16 protein-coding genes are annotated in these 17,133 nt (G+C 58.8%); 7 read left to right on the forward strand and 9 right to left on the reverse strand.

Annotated elements, in window-relative coordinates; genetic code table 11:
* A complete protein-coding gene (locus tag H4317_RS06465; protein ID WP_260625843.1) occupies window positions 1-858 on the forward strand; it encodes a hypothetical protein in 858 nt (285 codons plus the stop codon).
* A 127-nt stretch (window positions 859-985) separates the two neighbouring features.
* Here the strand turns inward: H4317_RS06465 and trpS are convergent, their stop codons facing one another.
* The 6 genes from trpS to H4317_RS06495 form a co-directional block, all read right to left on the reverse strand.
* Window positions 986-1,963 (reverse strand): tryptophan--tRNA ligase, encoded by a 978-nt coding sequence (trpS, locus tag H4317_RS06470; RefSeq protein WP_185889315.1) that lies wholly within the window; start codon window positions 1,961-1,963, stop codon window positions 986-988.
* A 6-nt stretch (window positions 1,964-1,969) separates the two neighbouring features.
* The gene (locus H4317_RS06475) at window positions 1,970-2,716 is read right to left on the reverse strand and encodes a hypothetical protein (RefSeq protein WP_185889316.1); all 747 of its coding nucleotides are present in this window, start codon (window positions 2,714-2,716) and stop codon (window positions 1,970-1,972) included.
* Window positions 2,717-2,746: 30 nt separating this feature from the next.
* Window positions 2,747-3,484 (reverse strand): queuosine precursor transporter, encoded by a 738-nt coding sequence (locus tag H4317_RS06480; protein WP_185889317.1) that lies wholly within the window; start codon window positions 3,482-3,484, stop codon window positions 2,747-2,749.
* 9 nt (window positions 3,485-3,493) lie between these two features.
* Window positions 3,494-4,486, reverse strand: coding sequence for a ribonuclease Z (locus H4317_RS06485; RefSeq protein ID WP_349772190.1), 993 nt, complete (start codon window positions 4,484-4,486; stop codon window positions 3,494-3,496).
* Window positions 4,487-4,539: 53 nt separating this feature from the next.
* Window positions 4,540-4,914, reverse strand: a complete 375-nt coding sequence (locus tag H4317_RS06490; RefSeq protein WP_044002696.1) for an STAS domain-containing protein — start codon at window positions 4,912-4,914, stop codon at window positions 4,540-4,542.
* A 101-nt stretch (window positions 4,915-5,015) separates the two neighbouring features.
* Entirely contained in the window at window positions 5,016-5,849 is an 834-nt protein-coding gene (locus H4317_RS06495) for a DUF4198 domain-containing protein (protein WP_185889318.1), read from the reverse strand.
* Window positions 5,850-5,981: 132 nt separating this feature from the next.
* Between H4317_RS06495 and H4317_RS06500 the strand changes: the two genes are divergently transcribed.
* Window positions 5,982-7,013 (forward strand): fasciclin domain-containing protein, encoded by a 1,032-nt coding sequence (locus H4317_RS06500; RefSeq protein WP_185889319.1) that lies wholly within the window; start codon window positions 5,982-5,984, stop codon window positions 7,011-7,013.
* Window positions 7,014-7,268: 255 nt separating this feature from the next.
* Here H4317_RS06500 and H4317_RS06505 read toward each other — a convergent pair whose 3' ends face one another.
* Both H4317_RS06505 and H4317_RS06510 read right to left on the reverse strand, forming a co-directional pair.
* Window positions 7,269-9,107, reverse strand: coding sequence for a glycosyltransferase (locus H4317_RS06505; protein WP_185889320.1), 1,839 nt, complete (start codon window positions 9,105-9,107; stop codon window positions 7,269-7,271).
* Window positions 9,108-9,248: 141 nt separating this feature from the next.
* Window positions 9,249-11,069, reverse strand: coding sequence for an alpha-amylase family glycosyl hydrolase (locus H4317_RS06510; RefSeq protein ID WP_260625844.1), 1,821 nt, complete (start codon window positions 11,067-11,069; stop codon window positions 9,249-9,251).
* A gap of 167 nt (window positions 11,070-11,236) precedes the next feature.
* Between H4317_RS06510 and H4317_RS06515 the strand changes: the two genes are divergently transcribed.
* From H4317_RS06515 to H4317_RS06525, 3 genes are all read left to right on the forward strand, one after another.
* The gene (locus tag H4317_RS06515) at window positions 11,237-11,917 is read left to right on the forward strand and encodes a hypothetical protein (RefSeq protein WP_185889321.1); all 681 of its coding nucleotides are present in this window, start codon (window positions 11,237-11,239) and stop codon (window positions 11,915-11,917) included.
* 129 nt (window positions 11,918-12,046) lie between these two features.
* A complete protein-coding gene (locus H4317_RS06520; RefSeq protein ID WP_185889322.1) occupies window positions 12,047-13,162 on the forward strand; it encodes a class I SAM-dependent methyltransferase in 1,116 nt (371 codons plus the stop codon).
* A gap of 136 nt (window positions 13,163-13,298) precedes the next feature.
* On the forward strand, window positions 13,299-13,700 hold the full coding sequence (locus tag H4317_RS06525) for a DUF6960 family protein (protein WP_185889323.1): 402 nt from the start codon (window positions 13,299-13,301) through the stop codon (window positions 13,698-13,700).
* 115 nt (window positions 13,701-13,815) lie between these two features.
* Here the strand turns inward: H4317_RS06525 and H4317_RS06530 are convergent, their stop codons facing one another.
* Complete coding sequence (locus H4317_RS06530) at window positions 13,816-15,162, reverse strand: YfcC family protein (RefSeq protein ID WP_185889324.1); 1,347 nt, start codon at window positions 15,160-15,162, stop codon at window positions 13,816-13,818.
* 97 nt (window positions 15,163-15,259) lie between these two features.
* On the opposite strand from H4317_RS06530, the gene H4317_RS06535 reads away from it, so the two are divergent.
* Together H4317_RS06535 and H4317_RS06540 are read left to right on the forward strand one after the other, a co-directional pair.
* Window positions 15,260-15,505 carry a hypothetical protein gene (locus tag H4317_RS06535; protein WP_185889325.1) on the forward strand — a complete coding sequence of 82 codons (246 nt, stop codon included), beginning with the start codon at window positions 15,260-15,262 and terminating at the stop codon, window positions 15,503-15,505.
* Between the two features lie 73 nt (window positions 15,506-15,578).
* Entirely contained in the window at window positions 15,579-17,123 is a 1,545-nt protein-coding gene (locus H4317_RS06540; RefSeq protein WP_185889326.1) for a glycosyltransferase family 39 protein, read from the forward strand.
* Window positions 17,124-17,133 lie beyond the last annotated feature (10 nt).

A 17,133-nucleotide genomic window follows, 5' to 3' on the forward strand; every position in this document is an offset into this window, starting at 1 on the left:
ATGGCCGACACCCAGCCTACCTCTGCCGCTTCCGCCGCCACCTCCCCGGCGCATACTGCCCACTCGTCCCCCACACCATCGGCTGCCGCGGCCAGTTCGGGGAGCGGGGCACCCAACACGAAGAACACGGCAACCAACGCTCCCGGTACGCCCGGCGCCAACCCCACCGACCGCCTCGATCTGATTTTTGAAGGCCTCAAGCAGAAGTCCTCGGCCAAACAGGCCATTTACCGGAATACCTTGGCTACGTTTGATACGCTCCGTACTGTATCGCAGGAGTTGGTGGTGGAGCTGAGCCGGCGCATTACCCCCGTCGATTCGACCGTAATTATCGAGTACCGGCCCGTAAATGAAATGGAGTTTCATATCCGTTTCTCCGGCGACCTTCTCGTGTTTGTGATGCACTCCAACATCGTCACCTTTCCCGACGACTACGGGCCCATGGACACGAAGTATGTGGAAGAGGACTTCCGTCGCCGCTTTTTCGGCCACATCATGGCCTACAACTTTATGGCCGACAGCATTAAGTATCAGCGTCTCAATGACCCCGGCTACTTGGTAGGTCGTTTGCTCATCAACATCGACAACCACTACTTTCTGGAAGGTGTGCAGCAGTTGGAACTACCCGACAACGATATGTCGGACAATGCCGTGACGCCCGATGGGCTCAAGCTGTTCGTGGAAAGTGCCATGGTAGCCGCCGTCAACAACGACCTGATAGCACCGCCGCTCAATGACATCCAGAAAATATCGGTGAAGCAGAAGCTGGAAAACCAGCAGGTCAGCCGCGGCAGTAAAGTCGGCTTCAGCTTCTCCAACGAGCAGCGCCACCCCAGCATCGACGGGCTGATTTATTGAGTTGCCCGCACATAAAACGGCTGTCATCCTAAGCGCAGCGAAAGACCTTATCTTATTGAACAGAATCGTTCAGGCGTGATAAGGTCCTTCGCTGCGCTTAGGATGACAGACGTTTGTGCTTTGCCGCTTAGCGTCGCAGGTAGCCTACTTTTTCGCGCACCTTGTTCAGCACTTCGGTGCCGTAGGCCTGGGCTTTGCGGGCACCTTCGGCCAGCTTGCGGTCTACTTCGGGCAGGTTTTGGCTATAGAAGTTGAACTGTTCCCGCTCCGTGGCGAAACGCTCCCGGATCAGCTCGAAGAGGGCCGTTTTGGCGTGGCCGTAGCCGTAGTTGCCGTTCAGGTAATTCTGGCGCATTTCGGCGGTTTGCGCGGGCGTAGCCAGCAGCGAGAACAGCTTGAAGGTGGTATCGGTATCGGGGTTTTTGGGTGCCTCCAGCGGCGTGCTGTCCGACACGATGCTGCGGATGGTTTTGAGCAGGGCTTTGTCATCCTGGAAAATGTCGATGATGTTGCCGTAGCTCTTGCTCATCTTCTGCCCGTCGAGGCCGGGAATGGTCATGAGCTGCTCGTCTACGCGGGCCTGGGGCAGCACAAAGGTGTCGCCGTAGCGGTTGTTGAACGCCGAGGCAATGTCGCGCGTGATTTCCAGGTGCTGAATCTGGTCTTTGCCCACGGGCACTATGTCCGCGTCGTAGAGCAGAATGTCGGCCGCCATCAGCACCGGATACGTGAACAGGCCGGCATTCACGTCGGAAAGCCTATCCGACTTGTCCTTGAACGAGTGGGCGTTGGCCAGCATCGGGTAGGGCGCAAAGCAGCTCAGGTACCAAGTCAGCTCCGTCACCTGCGGCACGTCCGACTGGCGATAGAACAGGTTTTTGTCGGTATCGAAGCCGCAGGCCAGCCACGCGGCCGCTACAGCGTACGTGTTCTGGCGCAGCGTTTCGGCGTCGCGCACGGTGGTGAGGGAGTGCAGGTCGGCAATGAAATACAACGATTCGTTGGCCGTGTTCTTCGACAGCTCGACGGCCGGGAGGATGGCGCCAAGCAGGTTGCCCAAATGAGGGCGGCCCGTGCTTTGGATGCCGGTCAGGATGCGGGACATGAAGGACTAATTCTTGGGTTTGAGTTTGATGCCTGTGTTGTAGGCTTGTACCACTTCTGGCAATCGGACTTGCGTTATCCTGCCAGTTTCGATGCGCCGCTGCAGCTCTGGGTCGTCGGTAAAAAAAGCAGTAGTAGCGCCTACAGATGGCATTATCAGTTTTTCCTGCTCTGAGGTAAACAGCCCGGGCTGCGGACCGGGCGTGTAAGGAACAAGCGGCTGTCCGTTTCCTGCCCGGAGCAGCAGGATATAGGTCGGCTGGTACTGCTTCCCACCGCCACCTAGGAATACCATCGGGCCTCCTACCGCCAGGCTTGTTGCCGCCAGTGCAACCGGCAGAATATAGTCGCCGGGGTTGCTGCTCACATAGCCTTCGTAGGTATAGCGAAACGTCTGCACGCGGCCGAGGGTGTCAAGCACTTCCACAAAGTCCTTGTCAACAGGAATACCGCCTTTATTGTCGGGAGCCACAAAATTGCCCCCAACGATATAGGAGCGGCGGCCTACTGTGCAGCGCTTTATTTGCGCTGGTTCAAACTCTTGGTCAGGCTGTTTTCCATCACTATCATGGTAGACGAGAATGGCCGGCGACTGTGCGGTAGCTAGCCGCAACTGAAACCCTCCCTGTAGCTGACGCCCGTCTGCCAGTACACAACTGCCTTTGGTGTAAGTGCCCATTTGCGCCCACGCCGAACCGCTCCAGCACAAACTTGCCACGACGAAGGAAATACTAACTGTAGGAAACAGGCGCATAAGATAAAACAGAGTAAAACGGATGACTATTTATACGCTCACATCGGCCGTCGCTTCCCGCTGCAGTTCTTGGGTTACTTCTTCACCCAGGTACCGGTCGATGAGGAAGTGGGCGAGGTAGAGCACGGGTGTAAGCAGAATGGCGGCCGCGAATTTATACCAGTAGTTGGTGTTAGCCACGCTCAGCACCTGGTCCAACGTCCAGTTACCGAACAGGTAGAAGGCCACGAACAGCACCACAAACGAATCGACGAGCTGCGAAATAAGTGTGGAGCCCGTAGCGCGCAGCCACACGTAGCGGCCCCCAGTAGCGCGCCGCAGCGCCTGAAACACGGTTGCATCGAGTACCTGCCCAATACCAAACGCCGTGATGGAACCCACAATAATGCCCAGTCCTTGCCGGAAAATACTTTGGTAGGCAAAGTCAATGTTGAAAGGCCGCCCTTCGGCATCGGTCTTGTTGACATCAAGCCAGAAAGCGGCCGGTGGCAGCTTGGTGGTGGCGTATATCACCACAAAGGCAAACAGAATGAGCGCCACCGTGAGGTAGCTGATGCGCAGTACGCCCTGCTTGCCAAAATACTCGTTGATGATGTCTGTGGTGACGAACACCACCGGCCAGATGAGCACGCCCGCCGTCAGGTTGCCGGGCAGCCCCATCAGCGCATCTACGGAGAATATCTTGACGCCAATAATTTCAGCTAGCAGCGCATTCACGATGAAAATGCCGCTAAGCAAGAGGTAAAGCTGCTGTTTCTTATGAGACATAGCGTCTGTTTAAACCGATACCGATAGGCCTTCCACGGCCAACTCTGTCCACTCGAACACCTCTTTGGCTTCGGCCAACAGTGGCTGCAGGTCGGGGTAGCGGCTGGAGAAGTGCCCAATGAGCAGACGCTGCACCTGCGCCCGGCGAGCCAGCAGGCCAGCCTGGCGGGCGGTGGAATGGTGGGTGGTAGCGGCCCGTTCGCGCATGTCGTTCAGGAACGTGGCCTCATGATAGAGCAGATCCACGCCGCGCACGAGGTCGGCTAGGCTTTCGGTGTAGAGCGTGTCGGAGCAGAACGCGTAGCTGCGGCTATGGCGCGGCGCCGTGGTAACGGCCGCGTTGGCGAGCAACAGCTGGCCGTCGTCAGTGAGCAGGTCTTCGCCCAGCGTAAGGGCATTGAGCTGCGCGGGCGTGAGGCCAGCTGGCAGCTTCTCTTTCACCAGATGGCGGCGCTTGGGCTTCTCGCGGAACAGATAGCCGCAGCACGGAATGCGGTGGCGCATAGGCAGCGTGTGCACCGTTAGGTACTTGTCCTCGAAAATCTGGGCGTGCTGCGTGGTATCAACAGCCGTGAACTCCAACTCGAAACTCAGCTGCGTGTAGGAGTGGCGAAACTGCGTGGTCAGTACCTCATCGAGGCCGGGCGGGCCGAACAGCTGCAGCGGCTCGGTGCGGCCGTTGAGGTGCATGGTGCCCAGCAGCCCAAAGAGCCCGAAAAAATGGTCGCCGTGGAGGTGGGAGATGAACACCGTGCGGATGCGCTGGTGCCGGATCTTGTGCTCCATCAGGCGGCGCTGGGTGCCCTCGCCACAATCAATCAGGTATTGCGCGCCGCTCACCGTCAGGACCTGCGCCGTGTGGTGGCGGTCTAGGAAGGGTGTAGCGGAAGCACTACCCAGAATTTTCAGCTCAAACTCCAAGTTGGTGAGTGGTTGGCAGTGGTGGGTTGGCGGGAAAGGACCGGCTGCATGGGCACCGCATAAATGCAAATTGGTTGTCAATTGTCAGCAATTCGCATCTGACAACTGACAACCAACAACAGGCAACTGACAAGCTACTCTTTGCTTGTCAGGTCGCGCTCAATGGCGTGCAGAAAAATCCGGTCGATGCCTTCTTCCACCGTGGGCAGAATATGCAATACCGACTCCAGCTTGCTGATGGTGATAAGCTTCATCACGTGGTCTTGCAGGCCGGTGAGCACCAGCAAACCACCCGTAGAATTGCAGAGACGGTTGGCAATGAGAATAGAGCTCAGCCCCGACGAGTCGGTGTACTTTACGTTGCTGAGATCGAGGATCAGGTTGTTGATTCCTTCAGCGTTCAGCTTCACGAATTCCGATTTCAGGTCGGGAGCTACGGTGGTGTCCAGCTTCTTCTCGTCAATCGTAATTATCGTGTACGTTTCCTTTTTATCAATCGAGTACTTCATACCGTCGGTGGTTCGGGTTGTAAGGGAGTTGCGAAGGTAACAAAAAAAATGTTCGTTGGAAGTGTCCACTGCCAAGGACACGAATCCCAAAAAAAGTTGCTTTAACGGCCTGAAACAGGGCGAAATCCAAAAGTGAGACTACTCCATGTGGTCTGCCAATCGGCCTCAGAAAGCGTGGCAGGCACCATGCGTACGGTGCTGAGCATATACTCGCCCGGCTCCGTTAATCGAAACAGCACCCGCCCGTTTTGGTTACTGTATAGCTTAAAAACTCTTCCGGCCTGGCGGGGGCTGCGTTGCCATACCTGCACCAACTGGCCGGGCCTGGGCTGCCCCTCGGCCAGCACACGCACCGTGAAAGAAGCACCGGCTTTGAGTGTGTAGGGATTCTGCTCGGGCACCAGTTCCAGCGGCATACCAGTGGGCCGGCTCCAGGCCCGGGCAGTATCGGAAGCCAGTGGGTTGCCTACGAATACCAGCGTTTTCGCGCAGCGGCGGTATGCCTCGCGGCCCGGCAACTGTAAACTGTTGCGCTTTTGCCGTTCAAGCAAAATATGGTCGAGGCCTACTGCTTTCAGATAGGAGTTAAACTTGTCGGCATCCAGGGCCAGGAATGCGTTGTTCGTCGTCAGGGTCACGACGTGGGTGCCAGCCTGCTGCAACGTTACAACCGGATGGAGCGTGTCGGTGGCAGTAGTGGCTGCTGTCAGATCAGTGAAGCCGGTGGGGGCGAAATGAGCTAGCTGCGTCACGCGGCTGCTTTTGCCGGTCCAGTGCGTGCCCGCAAAATTTGCTCCCACCAATACCCGCAGCGTAAGTGTGGCGCCGGGGGCTACAAAAAACTGCAAGGGCTGAAGCCAGAACTCGTTGGCCAGCGCGCTTCCTGCCAGCAAACAGGCCGAGGTAAGCAGGCAGACGCGGAAGGAGCTGGGCATGTTGCAAAGATGGAGGCCTTCAGGGAGGAATAAGTAGAGCCTACTTATAAAATTTTGGCTCTCCCCAACATCTGGCGGGGCGGATGGTAGTCATAGTGTTGTTTAAGTTTTCACCACAAAAACCTCAACAAAATGAATGCACCTTCCTTGCCTAATGCGTGGTTCCTGCTGCGCACGTTCCTGCTGGGGCTGTTTGCTGCCTCTAGCTTCAGCCTAGCCTCCTGCGACGATGACGACGATGATGCAACTCCTCCCACTCCTTCCCAGAACATTGTACAGGTAGCTCAGGGCAATGCTTCTTTCAGCACCCTGGTAGCAGCCGTAACAAAAGCCGATTTGGCTACTACTCTCAGCGGCACCGGCCCTTTCACGGTATTTGCGCCCACCAACGACGCCTTTGCCAAGCTGGCGGCGCCATTCAACAACGCGGCCAACATTTCTGCCATCACCGACCCTGCCCAGATCAGCCAGCTGCGGGGAATTTTGCTGTACCACGTTCTCACCACCAACGTGAAGGCGGCTGATATTGCCAACGGCAGCAGTAGTGTGGCTACGGCCCGGCCCGCTACTTCAGTAGGCGGAGCCACCATCAATGACAACACCCTGTACCTGACCAAAAACGGAACGGGCGTCTTTCTTAATGGCAGCACCCGAGTCGTGACGGCTGATGTAGCGGCCAGCAACGGCACAATCCACGCCATTGATAATGTGCTGATGCCACCAAGCCAAACTATTGCGGCCATTGTGGCGGCTAGCGCCAGCCGGACCACTGCCCCAGAATTTACGCTGTTGCTCCAGGCGTTGCAGCGCCCAGCCGCCGCCGCCATCCTGACGGCCGCCGGCACGCAGAGTGCTAATGTTACGGTATTCGCACCTACCGATGCGGCTTTCCGGGCACTGTTGGGGCCTGCTCCGCTAAGTTCCGTATCGGATGCCAACCTGACGGCTATTCTGTCGCGCCACGTAATCGGCACGGGCCGGGTGTTTTCGTCTGACCTAACGGCCGGAACTGTGGCTACGCTCGGGGGCAACATTACGGTAGCTGCTGCCGGCAACGGTTTTACAGTGCGTGGCGGCACTGGCACGGCTGCTAACATTGCCTCGGCCAATATTCTGGCTACTAATGGCGTCATTCACGTCATCGACCAAGTGCTGGTTCCCTGAACAACTACCCATTACATACCCAACCAGTTTCAACCCGGCCGCAAAGTATGCGGCCGGGCTTTTTTTGCCCCCAGCAGCAGTACAGCAGCGCGAAAGACTCTCGGCCTGCAGAACCAAGTGCCGAATAACAGCACGTGCTTATGCTTTGTGTGCCATACCAGCCGGAGTACAGGAAACGGCCACAGCAGGCAGCAAAAACCCTGGTCTTTACTACGAAAGCCAGTGTTTAGGTAAGAATGCGGAGTGGTGTCGTGGTTACTGCCGTTCGAGGGCTAGTGTGTAGGCACGGTCGTAGTAAACGCGCAGGTTTTTCCAGTCGAATATCTCGGCGTTGCTTTCTACGTTGTTGCGCTGCATGATTCGCTCCCGGCGGTTGAGCAGCACAAACTGCCATAGCATCTCAGTCAGTTCCTCAGCCGACTCGTCGAAGCTTTTCTCCTGGCGCTGCACCACATAGATGCCTTTGTCTTCGTGCTGGGGCACGTTCTGCATCACATAATCTCCGAAGCCAGACAGGTCGGAGGTGATGGCCGGTACGCCGCGCGCCACGCATTCCAGCGGCGTGTAGCCCCAAGGCTCGTAATAGCTCGGGAAAATGCCCAAGTGGCAGCCGCGCACAAACTGGCCATACTCCATACCAAACAGTGGCGAGGTCGGCGACACAAAGTCAGGATGGTAGACGATTTTTACCCGGTCGTGCTGGTTGTTGACGAGGTTAGCGCGCCGCACGAAGCCCAGAATATCATCGGTAGCATCGTCTACGAGGTTGTGGGTGATGACAGGAGGCAGGTTGGTGGTTTTCCAGCTTTGCAGCGTGCGGCGGTAGCGCAGCTTCCAATAGTCGTCTACCATGCTGCTCAGGTCGGGCAGGCGGTGGTCGGTGCTGGCGGCAGCGGCGTAGAAGAGCCGTTCACCTACCTGCTGCTCAATAGCTTCGCAGGTTGCGTGCACCTCATCGAGCACGGCACGGCTCTGCAGTACCTGTGGGTTGATGCTGTGGAAAGGCCGCTTCGTGATGAAAAACATGACGATGTTGCCTTCCAATCCGCTTTGCTGCAGGCGGTAGTTGAGGCGGGCCAAGGCTTCCAGCGTCAGGTCGAACCCCTTGTTGTGGTACTCATAGCGGCCACTCGTGAACAAGTACAGCGTTTTGTCCAGATCAAACGAGTAGCTCTGGAAGAAGTGCGCCATCACAAATTCGTGGATCTTGCCCTTGTACTGCTGGTGCAGGTTCTGGAACTCGTGCAGCGCCACGAACCGCTCGATGTTGAGGCCATTGGGCAGCACCGCATCCGGAATCCGCTCAAGCAGATAAATGCATTCGCGTACCGTTAGCTCGCTCACGGTGGTAAATACGTGGGCACCGTGGGCGGCGGCGCGCTCAATCCGCACGGCCGTTTCGATGTTGAAATGCCGGGCTTCGGCCTCCCAGTCTACCAGCATCAGATGCTCGTAGAAGTTGGGGTCGTTCATGGCTAGGTATCGGCCCAGCAGTGTGGCGTGCGTAGTGAAAACGAGGTGCAGCGGCACCTGCTCGCGGCGCAGGGCCGGAATGGCCACGCCCGTCATCCACTCGTGGAAGTGGGCCACTACTCGCTGCGGTGGCACTACTTCCGCCGCTAGAATCTTCAGAAATTCCTTCACCAAGTGCCCGAAGGCCTCTACTTGGTGCAGCAAATCATCAGCTTCTGGGGTCGGGATACCGTGGTGGTGCCACAGGTCGGACTTGATCTGGCCCAGTTGAGGATAGGCTTGGTAGGGGCTGATGAGTACGGCCCGCGGACGGCCCGTTACGAGCCAGACGCCCAGATGCACTTCGTAGCCAAGCTTGCGCATTTCGCGCACAGCCCCAGCAAATGGGTCGGAAAGCGTGGAAAGCTGATAGTCGTCGAAGGGTTCAAACTCGCTCTGCGCCTGTTGCGGAAAGTAGGGGCCTATCAGGCAGTATCGGTCGTCCCAGGCCTGCACCGTGGCTGGCACCTTGGAGCGGATAACGGTGTAGATGCCGCCCACCTGGTTGCAGACCTCCCAGGCTACTTCCACCAGAAGCGCATCAGGAGCAATGGGGGCGGGAGTAGAAGCGGGAACTTGCATTGAAAAGGAAAAAATGGGTGGGAGCGGCAAGATATGGGAAGCCGGGGAGTTTCTGCTGCCGCTACCGAATGAAAAATAAAGAGGTTCGGAACGAACAACTGCCCGCCCCGAACCTCCTCGTAATCCAGCCAGGAACCACTGCTACGACGGCTCCTGCGAAATAATCAATACCGAGTACGGGCCCAGCCCGAACGAGGCGTGGAACGGCTGGTCGTCGTAGATGCCGGGCTCGGCCAGCGTGTCCAGGCTCTCAAAATTGCCAAACTCCTGGTCGTAACCGGCCCAGTCGGAGTTGAACCGCACGCGCCAGTGGCCGCCGCGAGGCAGCCCAATGGTATAATTCTCGTGCGAGCGGTCGGCGAAGTTGCAGAGCACCACGGTGGTGTCGCCAGGGCCGGACTGGTCGCGCCGGATGAAGGCCAGGGTTTTGTCGTCGTCATTGAGGTGATGCACTTCAGTGTGCTGCCCCAGCAGGCCGCGGGTGTGGCCATCCAGGTTGCGCCGCAGCCGGATCAGGTCGCGGTAGAGGTGCACGAGGCCGGCGTGCTGCTCGGCGTGCTCCCACTGCAGCGGCTGGTCATCGGAGAAGTAGCCATCGGCCAGCATCTCCTGGCCCTGAAACATCATCGGAATGCCGGGCGCCGTAAATACCAGCGCCGCGCCCAGCGTGGCGCGCTTCTTCGGAAACCAAGTGTGCGCATCGCCGGGCATAATTTCCTCAACAACGCGGCTTTTGCCGTTGGCCACTTCGTCGTGGCTTTCGGTGTAGATAATGCGCTGAAAGGCGTCACCGTTGTACACCCCGGTGATGGTTTCTGCTATGTGGTGCATGTTGCGGTCAGAATCCTCCGGTGTCACCAGCGCATCACGCACTATATTGACGAAGGCCGCATCCCACTGGCTGGAGAAGCCCTGGCCGCCGTCTTCGGGACGGCGCGTGATGTACTCGTTGCCCTGCAGATCCTCGGCAATCATGATTTTCCAGGGCATGTGCCGCTGCACTTCCTCATTGATCCACTTCATCAAACTCCAGCCGTCGGGCAGGTCGCGCGAGGGGTCGGAGGCGCCGTCTACGTTACGGATGTGCGAGATGGAGTCGCAGCGCAGGCCGTCCACGCGGTAGTCTTCCAGCCACATTAGGGCGTTGTCGCGGATGTAGGCCCGCACGGCGTCACGGCCGTAGTCGGGGCGGTTGTGGCCCCAGGGCGTTTCGGCGCGCCAGTCGTTGTAGAAGTAGATACCGCCCCCATCGTTTTCGTGCCAGCCGTCAAACTGCCACAAGTCCAGGTCGCCGGGGCCAAAGTGGTTGTACACCACATCCAGAATCACGGCAATGCCGTGGCGGTGCGCCTGTTTCACTAGCTCCTTAAACGCTTGCGGCCCACCGTAGTCAGTCTCGAGGGCAAAAGGATGAGAGGGGTTGTAGCCCCAGCTCCGGCCGCCCGGAAACTCGGTGGGCGGCATAATTTCGATGGCGTTGATGCCCAGTTCGCGCAGGTAGTCCAGCTTCTCTATCACGTCGAGAAAGGTGCCGGGCTGCTCAGGATTTTTGACGTTGAAGGTACCCACGTGCAACTCGTAGATGACCAGCGAGTTCCAGGCGGGCATCTCAAACTGGTCGTCTTCCCAGTCGAAGCTGTGGTCGGGCACAATGGAGTTGCCGGCCGAATGCGTGACTTGTCGGGCGTATGGGTCGTTGCGGGTTAGCTCGCCAGCGGGCGTGGTCAGGTGAAACTTGTATTCGGTGCCGGCGGGCAGGTCCGAAAAATCGGCGGCCCAATAACCGTCGGCTTCGTGCTGCAGCGGGTGCGTAGTGGCATTCCAGTCGTTGAAAGGCCCCACCACCGAAACGGCAGTAGCGGCCGGAGCCCAGACGCGGAACGTGGTGCCGTGGTCGTGCGGAAGTGCGCCCATGCCGGCTTGCAGCGTGGGAGTAGGGATAGAAGAAGCAGTTTTGGGCATTAGCGTGTGAAGAGAAGCAGCACAGGAGGTCAACAGTACAGGCCTCTTACTATAGATGTCGGCACAAGGTTATTGGCGTAGAGCCACCTACGGCCTGCCTTCGAAGGCTGCTTGTCAGTACCCAAGAAGAGGTTGTGCAGCCCGGGAAATTTTCGGTGCTTGCTTACATGAACACTCTTTCCAGCACTGGCCATACCACCCTTTACCATAAGCGGCGTGCCCGCATGGAACGCGCTAAAGGGCTAAGCCACTTGTTTCCGGCTATTGTGCTGCTGGGAGGCGCCGTGAGTATACTGACTGGCCGCGAGTCTTTTACGGTTTTGGCTGGTGTGGAGCTGGCAGTAGGAGCGGCTTATCTGCTGTTGCTGGCGCGCGAGTGGCGCCACCTCGGCCAGCACCCGGCTCATCACGAAAGAGTGGCATGGCTGGAGTTGGCGGCGGCCGGTATTCTGGCTTTAGAAGGCTACCATATCTGGCACCGGCATCACGAAAAAGAGCTGCAAACCGGTGAGCACCGCTTCCACGTGCTGCCGTGGGTATATTGGGTAGTTGCGGGTTGGTATGTACTGCTGGCCTTCGGCTTAGCGCACATCTACAAGCGTCGCCACCTGCACCTGCATGCGCACGGCTTTAGTGGCCGGCTGCACCCGTTTCGCAGGAAATTTGCCTACAACTGGGCCGACATAGCCAAGCTGGAAACCGTGGGAGAGGAAGACGTGGTGGTGTACGGAGCGGGTGGTGAGCGGCATGTCATTTCCTTCGCCCACATACAGGATGGCGCGGTACATCGGAACCGGCTGTCCGAGCATGCTGCGGCAGGAATGTCGGATGCCAAAAAGGATGTCTAGTGTAGAATATACGGTGATGCACAAGGGCTTGTGCGTTTTTTGCGGCTCGGGAAAGCGGTAGAAAATGCGTAACTTATTGAGGTGCTGCCGGGCCGAAATAGCTTGCTCCGGTTATGCGCGCAACACGCTATGAGCAGCCAGTCTACAGCAGCAGAGCCCCTGACAGCCGCGCAGGAAAACGAGCGAGACGAGTTTGCCGACCACGTGGTGCAGGCCACCAGTCATGCTCTGGAAGTATTCAGCATCTATCTGGGGCTACGGCTGGGCTACTATACCGCGCTACGAGATGGTCCGCTGACAGTAAGCGCGCTGGCAGAACGTAGCGGGACAGCCCGGCGCTACGCCCGCGAATGGCTGGAACAGCAGGCCAGCGCGGGTATTCTGCACGTTGATAACCCGTTGGCAACGCCCGAGATGCGGCGCTTTGCGTTGCCGGCGGCGCAGGCCGAAGTGCTGGCTGATACCGAGAGCCTGAATTATCTGGCGCCGCTGGCCCAACTGGTAGCGGGAGTCGTGCACCCGTTGCCCACTATCCTGGCCGCATACCGCAGCGGCGGCGGAGTGCCTTTCGCCGCCTATGGGGCTGATTTGCGCGAAGGCCAGGCCAGCATCAACCGGACCATGTTTTTGCGCCAACTGGGCCCCGAGTGGCTGCCGCAGCTACCCGATGTGCATGCCCGACTGTTGGCCCAGCCGCCAGCCCACGTCGCCGATATAGGCAGTGGGGCCGGCTGGTCGAGCATTGGTATGGCCCGCAGCTACCCAAGCATTAGGGTCGATGGGTTTGACTTGGATGAAGAGTCCGTGCAGCTGGCCCGCCTGAATGCGGCCGGAGCCGGCGTAAGCCACCGCGCCCGATTCTCCACCCGCGACGCCGGCGAAATAACCCTGGCCGGGCAATACGACCTAGTGACGGCGTTTGAGTGCCTGCACGATATGGCGCAGCCGGTAGCGGTGCTGCAGGTGATGCGCCAACTGGCCGGCCCCACGGGTGCCGTGCTGGTGATGGACGAAAAGGTAGGCGACACATTTCTGGGCCCCGACTCCAGCCTCGACTCATTGATGTACGGCTGGAGTATTCTGCACTGCCTGCCCGTGGGCAAAGCCGAAGAGCCCTCTGCCGAAACCGGCACCGTCATGCGGACTGCTACCTTCATGCGCTACGCCCAGGACGCCGGTTTCAGCCGGGTTGAAGTCACGCCGATTCAGCACCCATTTTTCAGGTTTTACCGACTGTATTCGTAGCGCCAGTAGGCTGATTATATCAGGAAAACCGCGCACCTTCGCCGTGCCACTGGTGCTAGTGGAGGAACCACTTTTGCGGAACCTCAACCTATGCTAGGCTGTTGTAGCGGCATATTTCAGCTTATTTCTTTTTCGAGTGCCACGTCCCAAACCTGTTATCTACGGCTTATATGCCTGGACGCCAGACTATGGCTTCCGCTACATTCATCCCGCCAACCGCCGCAGCTTCGAGTGGCTGGAGCCGGTAGGCAAGGTGTTCGAAAAAATAGACGAAACCGACGACTGGATTTTGCTGCGCTACGATGAACAGCAGTTTAAAGTCAGTGGCGAGCTGTTCAAGGAGCTATACCAGAAACCCCCGTTCAGCTTCGGCGACACGGTGACTGAAAGAAGCCCCGCGCCCGGTGAGTCCGGCCACCAGGGCCTGATTTCAGACGTGTACCTCGATGAAGCCAACGAGACATTCCGATTCCAGTTGGTAGAGCGTAAGCGCAAAATCAAGCGCATTTTCGAGGCCGATGAGCTACGGGAGGCGTAACCTTATTCAGCCAGCAGAATTGCAAAAAGCCCCTGATGTCGTGCATCAGGGGCTTTTTAGTGAAAGGATGGGGTTTTAGGCCTCTGAACCGGCCTTGCTCTGCCTCCCAGTAAACTTATAGCCCCACCGCAATGCCCACTACTACCGCCACCGCACCTACGGCCAGTAGCAGCAGATAGAGCGGCAGCACAAATTTCCACCACTCATCAAGTCGCACACCGCAGGCTGCCACTATAGCCATAAGCGCGCCGTTGGTGGGCGTGATAAGCTCGCAGAGGCCCGCCCCATATTGAAAGGCCAGCACCGTTACCTGCCGCGAAAGGCCAATAAGGTCGGAGAGGGGCACGAGCAGGGGCATAGTCAGCACGGCTTGGCCACTCACGCTGGGCACCGGCAGGTGCAAGGCAGTGTGCACCCCAATCATACCCAAGGCTGAAAGGGCAACCGGCAGCCCCGCCAGCGGCGCCGACAGCGCATTTACGATAGTATCCACAATCTGGCCCTGCTCCAGCACCACGAAAATGGCCCGCGCAAACCCGATGAGCAGCGCCGAAAAGGCAATGTCGCGGAAGCCGGCAATGAAGCCTTCGGCCGTGCCCGTGAGGCCTAGCCCACCCAGCAAGCCGGCCACTACGCCCAGCCCGAAGAACAGCGCCGCCATTTGCTCGAAGTCCCAGCCCAGCTTCAGCACGCCATAAGCGAAGAAAGCAAAGGCCGCGAACAGCAGCAGCAGCACCAGCCCGTGGTTGCGGCCGGTTGCCAGCGCGGCGGGGTCGGCGGCAGCGGCGGTTTCCGGCGCTACGCGGTGGCGCAGGGCGTAGCGCACGGTGCCCGCAATCCAGATAGCAAGGGCCAGCAGCAGAAAGGCCAATCGGAAGCCACCACCCGAAAGCAGCGGCAGTTGGGCCAGCTTCTGAGCAATGCCCACCTGAAACGGGTTGAGCGGGCTGAAGGCCGCACCTACCGCTGCCGCCCCAATACTGACCGCCGCCGCCGTGAGGGCTGGATAGCCGATGCGCCGCATCAGAATGAGTAGCACCGGTATGAGCGGTACTATCTCCTCCTGCATATTCTCCAGGGCTCCCATGGTGGCGAAAAGCACCGAAATAATAGGAATGACTACTGCCTCGCGCCCCTGAAACCGCCGCAGCAGCCAATCGACGCCGCTACGTAGGGCGCCGGTCTGGTCCACGACCGTGAAAGCGCCGCCCGCCAGAAACACGAGAAAGATAACCGCCGCGGCCTCCGCCATGCCTTTGGGAATGTCAACCAGGGCCTGCAGTGGGCTGACCGGCGTGGCAGGCACCCGGTGGTAGGAGCCGGCCACTACTACGTCGCGGCCGGTGGCGGCGTCGGGGTGTCGGTCGAACACGCCAGCGGGCAGCACGTAGCTCAGCAGGCAGGCCAGCAGAATAAACCCCACCAGCAACACCAGCGGATGCGGAAATCGAATAGTCTTCATGCCGCGAAGGTAGGAGGTGATTGGTGGAGTAATATGCCACCCCGCCACTGCTATTTCGGAACCAGACCGGTGTATCTTCGGGTTTGCCTGGCTACCAATGAATCTGCGTGTCTTCAAAAAGCTCCCGATGGGCCAGCAGGCCGACTGCCTGCGGCGCTATGGCCACTTCCTAGCGGAGCGGCGCGAAGACAGCTTCACGCTGCGCCTCTATGCGCTCAGCGACTTTTATGCGGAAGAGTGGCGCGTGCAGGACGAAGAACACATTCTGTTCATTCATCTGTTTCAGCACCCCGGCGGCCTGAACGAATACCTGCACAAAATCCGGTTGCCGGAGGAGCTGTGAACTGAAGGCGGCCCGCAAGAGCTCTGAAAACCAGTGCATGGTCCTGCATATCCGCAAGCGGCTATATTAGGGCATGAAACCCTCTCGCCTCCTGCCGCCGTTGTTTGCGCTGCTCAAGTTTGTGTCCGGCTACGTGCTGGCCAGCCGCGCCTACGAGCTGCACCGTGACGAATATCTGTACCTCAACTACGGCCAACACTTGGCTTGGGGCTATTTAGAAGTACCACCTCTCACGGCGTTACAAAGCTGGCTGACCATGGCACTGGGCGGTAGCTGGTTTTGGGTGAAGTTCTGGCCAATTCTCTGGGGTAGCCTCACGATATGGCTGGTGGGCTGGCTGGTGCTGAAGCTGGGCGGGCGTGGCTGGGCTGTGGCGCTGGCGAGCATCAGCTATTTGGTTGCGGCCTATGCCCGGCTCAATTTCCTGTTTCAGCCCAACTCGTTTGAGGTGCTGGCCTTCACCGCTAGTAGCTATGCACTGGTCCGCCACATCGAAACTGGCCGCCCCCGCTACCTCTACGGGCTGGGTGCCATGCTGGGCCTGAGCATGCTGAACAAGTACACCACTATTTTCTATGTCGCGGCTTTGCTGGCCGCACTCCTGCTTACGCCTCAGCGTCGCCTGCTGGCCAACCGCCACCTGTGGGGCGCGGCTGGGCTGGCGCTGCTGCTCTGGCTTCCAAACCTAGTATGGCAGTTGGCGCACGGTATTCCGTTTTGGCACCACATGGCCCTGCTCCACGACTCCCAACTGGTAAACGTGTCGGTGGCGGACTTCTGGAAAGACCAGCTGCTGATGTGCTTTCCGGCGGTGTGGGTATGGGTGGCCGGGCTGCTGGCGCTACTGTGGTACAGGCCGCTACGGCCCTACCGCGCTGTGGGCTGGCTATACATAGCCGGCCTGCTGATTCTGACGGTGCTACACGGCAAAAGCTACTATGCGCTGGGCTACTACCCGATACTATTTTCATTTGGGGCACTTTGGCTGGAACAGCAGTTGGTGCGCGTGCGGCTACGGAAAGTGCTGCGGCCGGCGCTACTGGTACTGCCGGTGCTCATCATGCTGCCGTTTCTGCCGTTTTTGTTTACGCTCTATCCGCCTGCTTACATGCGCGTGGTAGGCGAGCAGTATCGGGGCTTGGGTATTTTGCGCTGGGAAGACGGCGTAGACCATGTGCTGCCCCAGGATTTTGCTGATATGCTGGGCTGGCAGGAACTGGCCGACCAAGTGTGGCAGACCTATCAGGCGCTGCCCGCCGCTACTCGTGCCCACACCCTCATCAAGTGCGACAACTACGGCCAGGCGGGCGCCATCAATTATTTCAATCGTAGCCGTCCGTTGCCCCCGGCCAATAGCTTTAATGGGTCGTATCTGTACTGGTTTCCGGTCCGGCCCACCGAACCGTTTCAGCAGCTGATACTAATCGAAGACGATATGCCCAGCGGCGTGGCCGGGCACTGCCGCAGCCTCCAGCAGGTGGGCGAAATCATCAACCCATTTGCGCGGGAGCGGGGCACCGCCATCTTCCTGGTCACCGGCCCCGACTCCACACTGCTTAACCGGGTATATCAGGAGCATAGTGCGGCGCTGGCCCAGTGGGAAGATAGGACCAAGTAGCATGCAGCGT

Origin of the sequence: Hymenobacter sediminicola (assembly GCF_014250515.1) — a bacterium.
Lineage (GTDB): Bacteria > Bacteroidota > Bacteroidia > Cytophagales > Hymenobacteraceae > Hymenobacter > Hymenobacter sediminicola.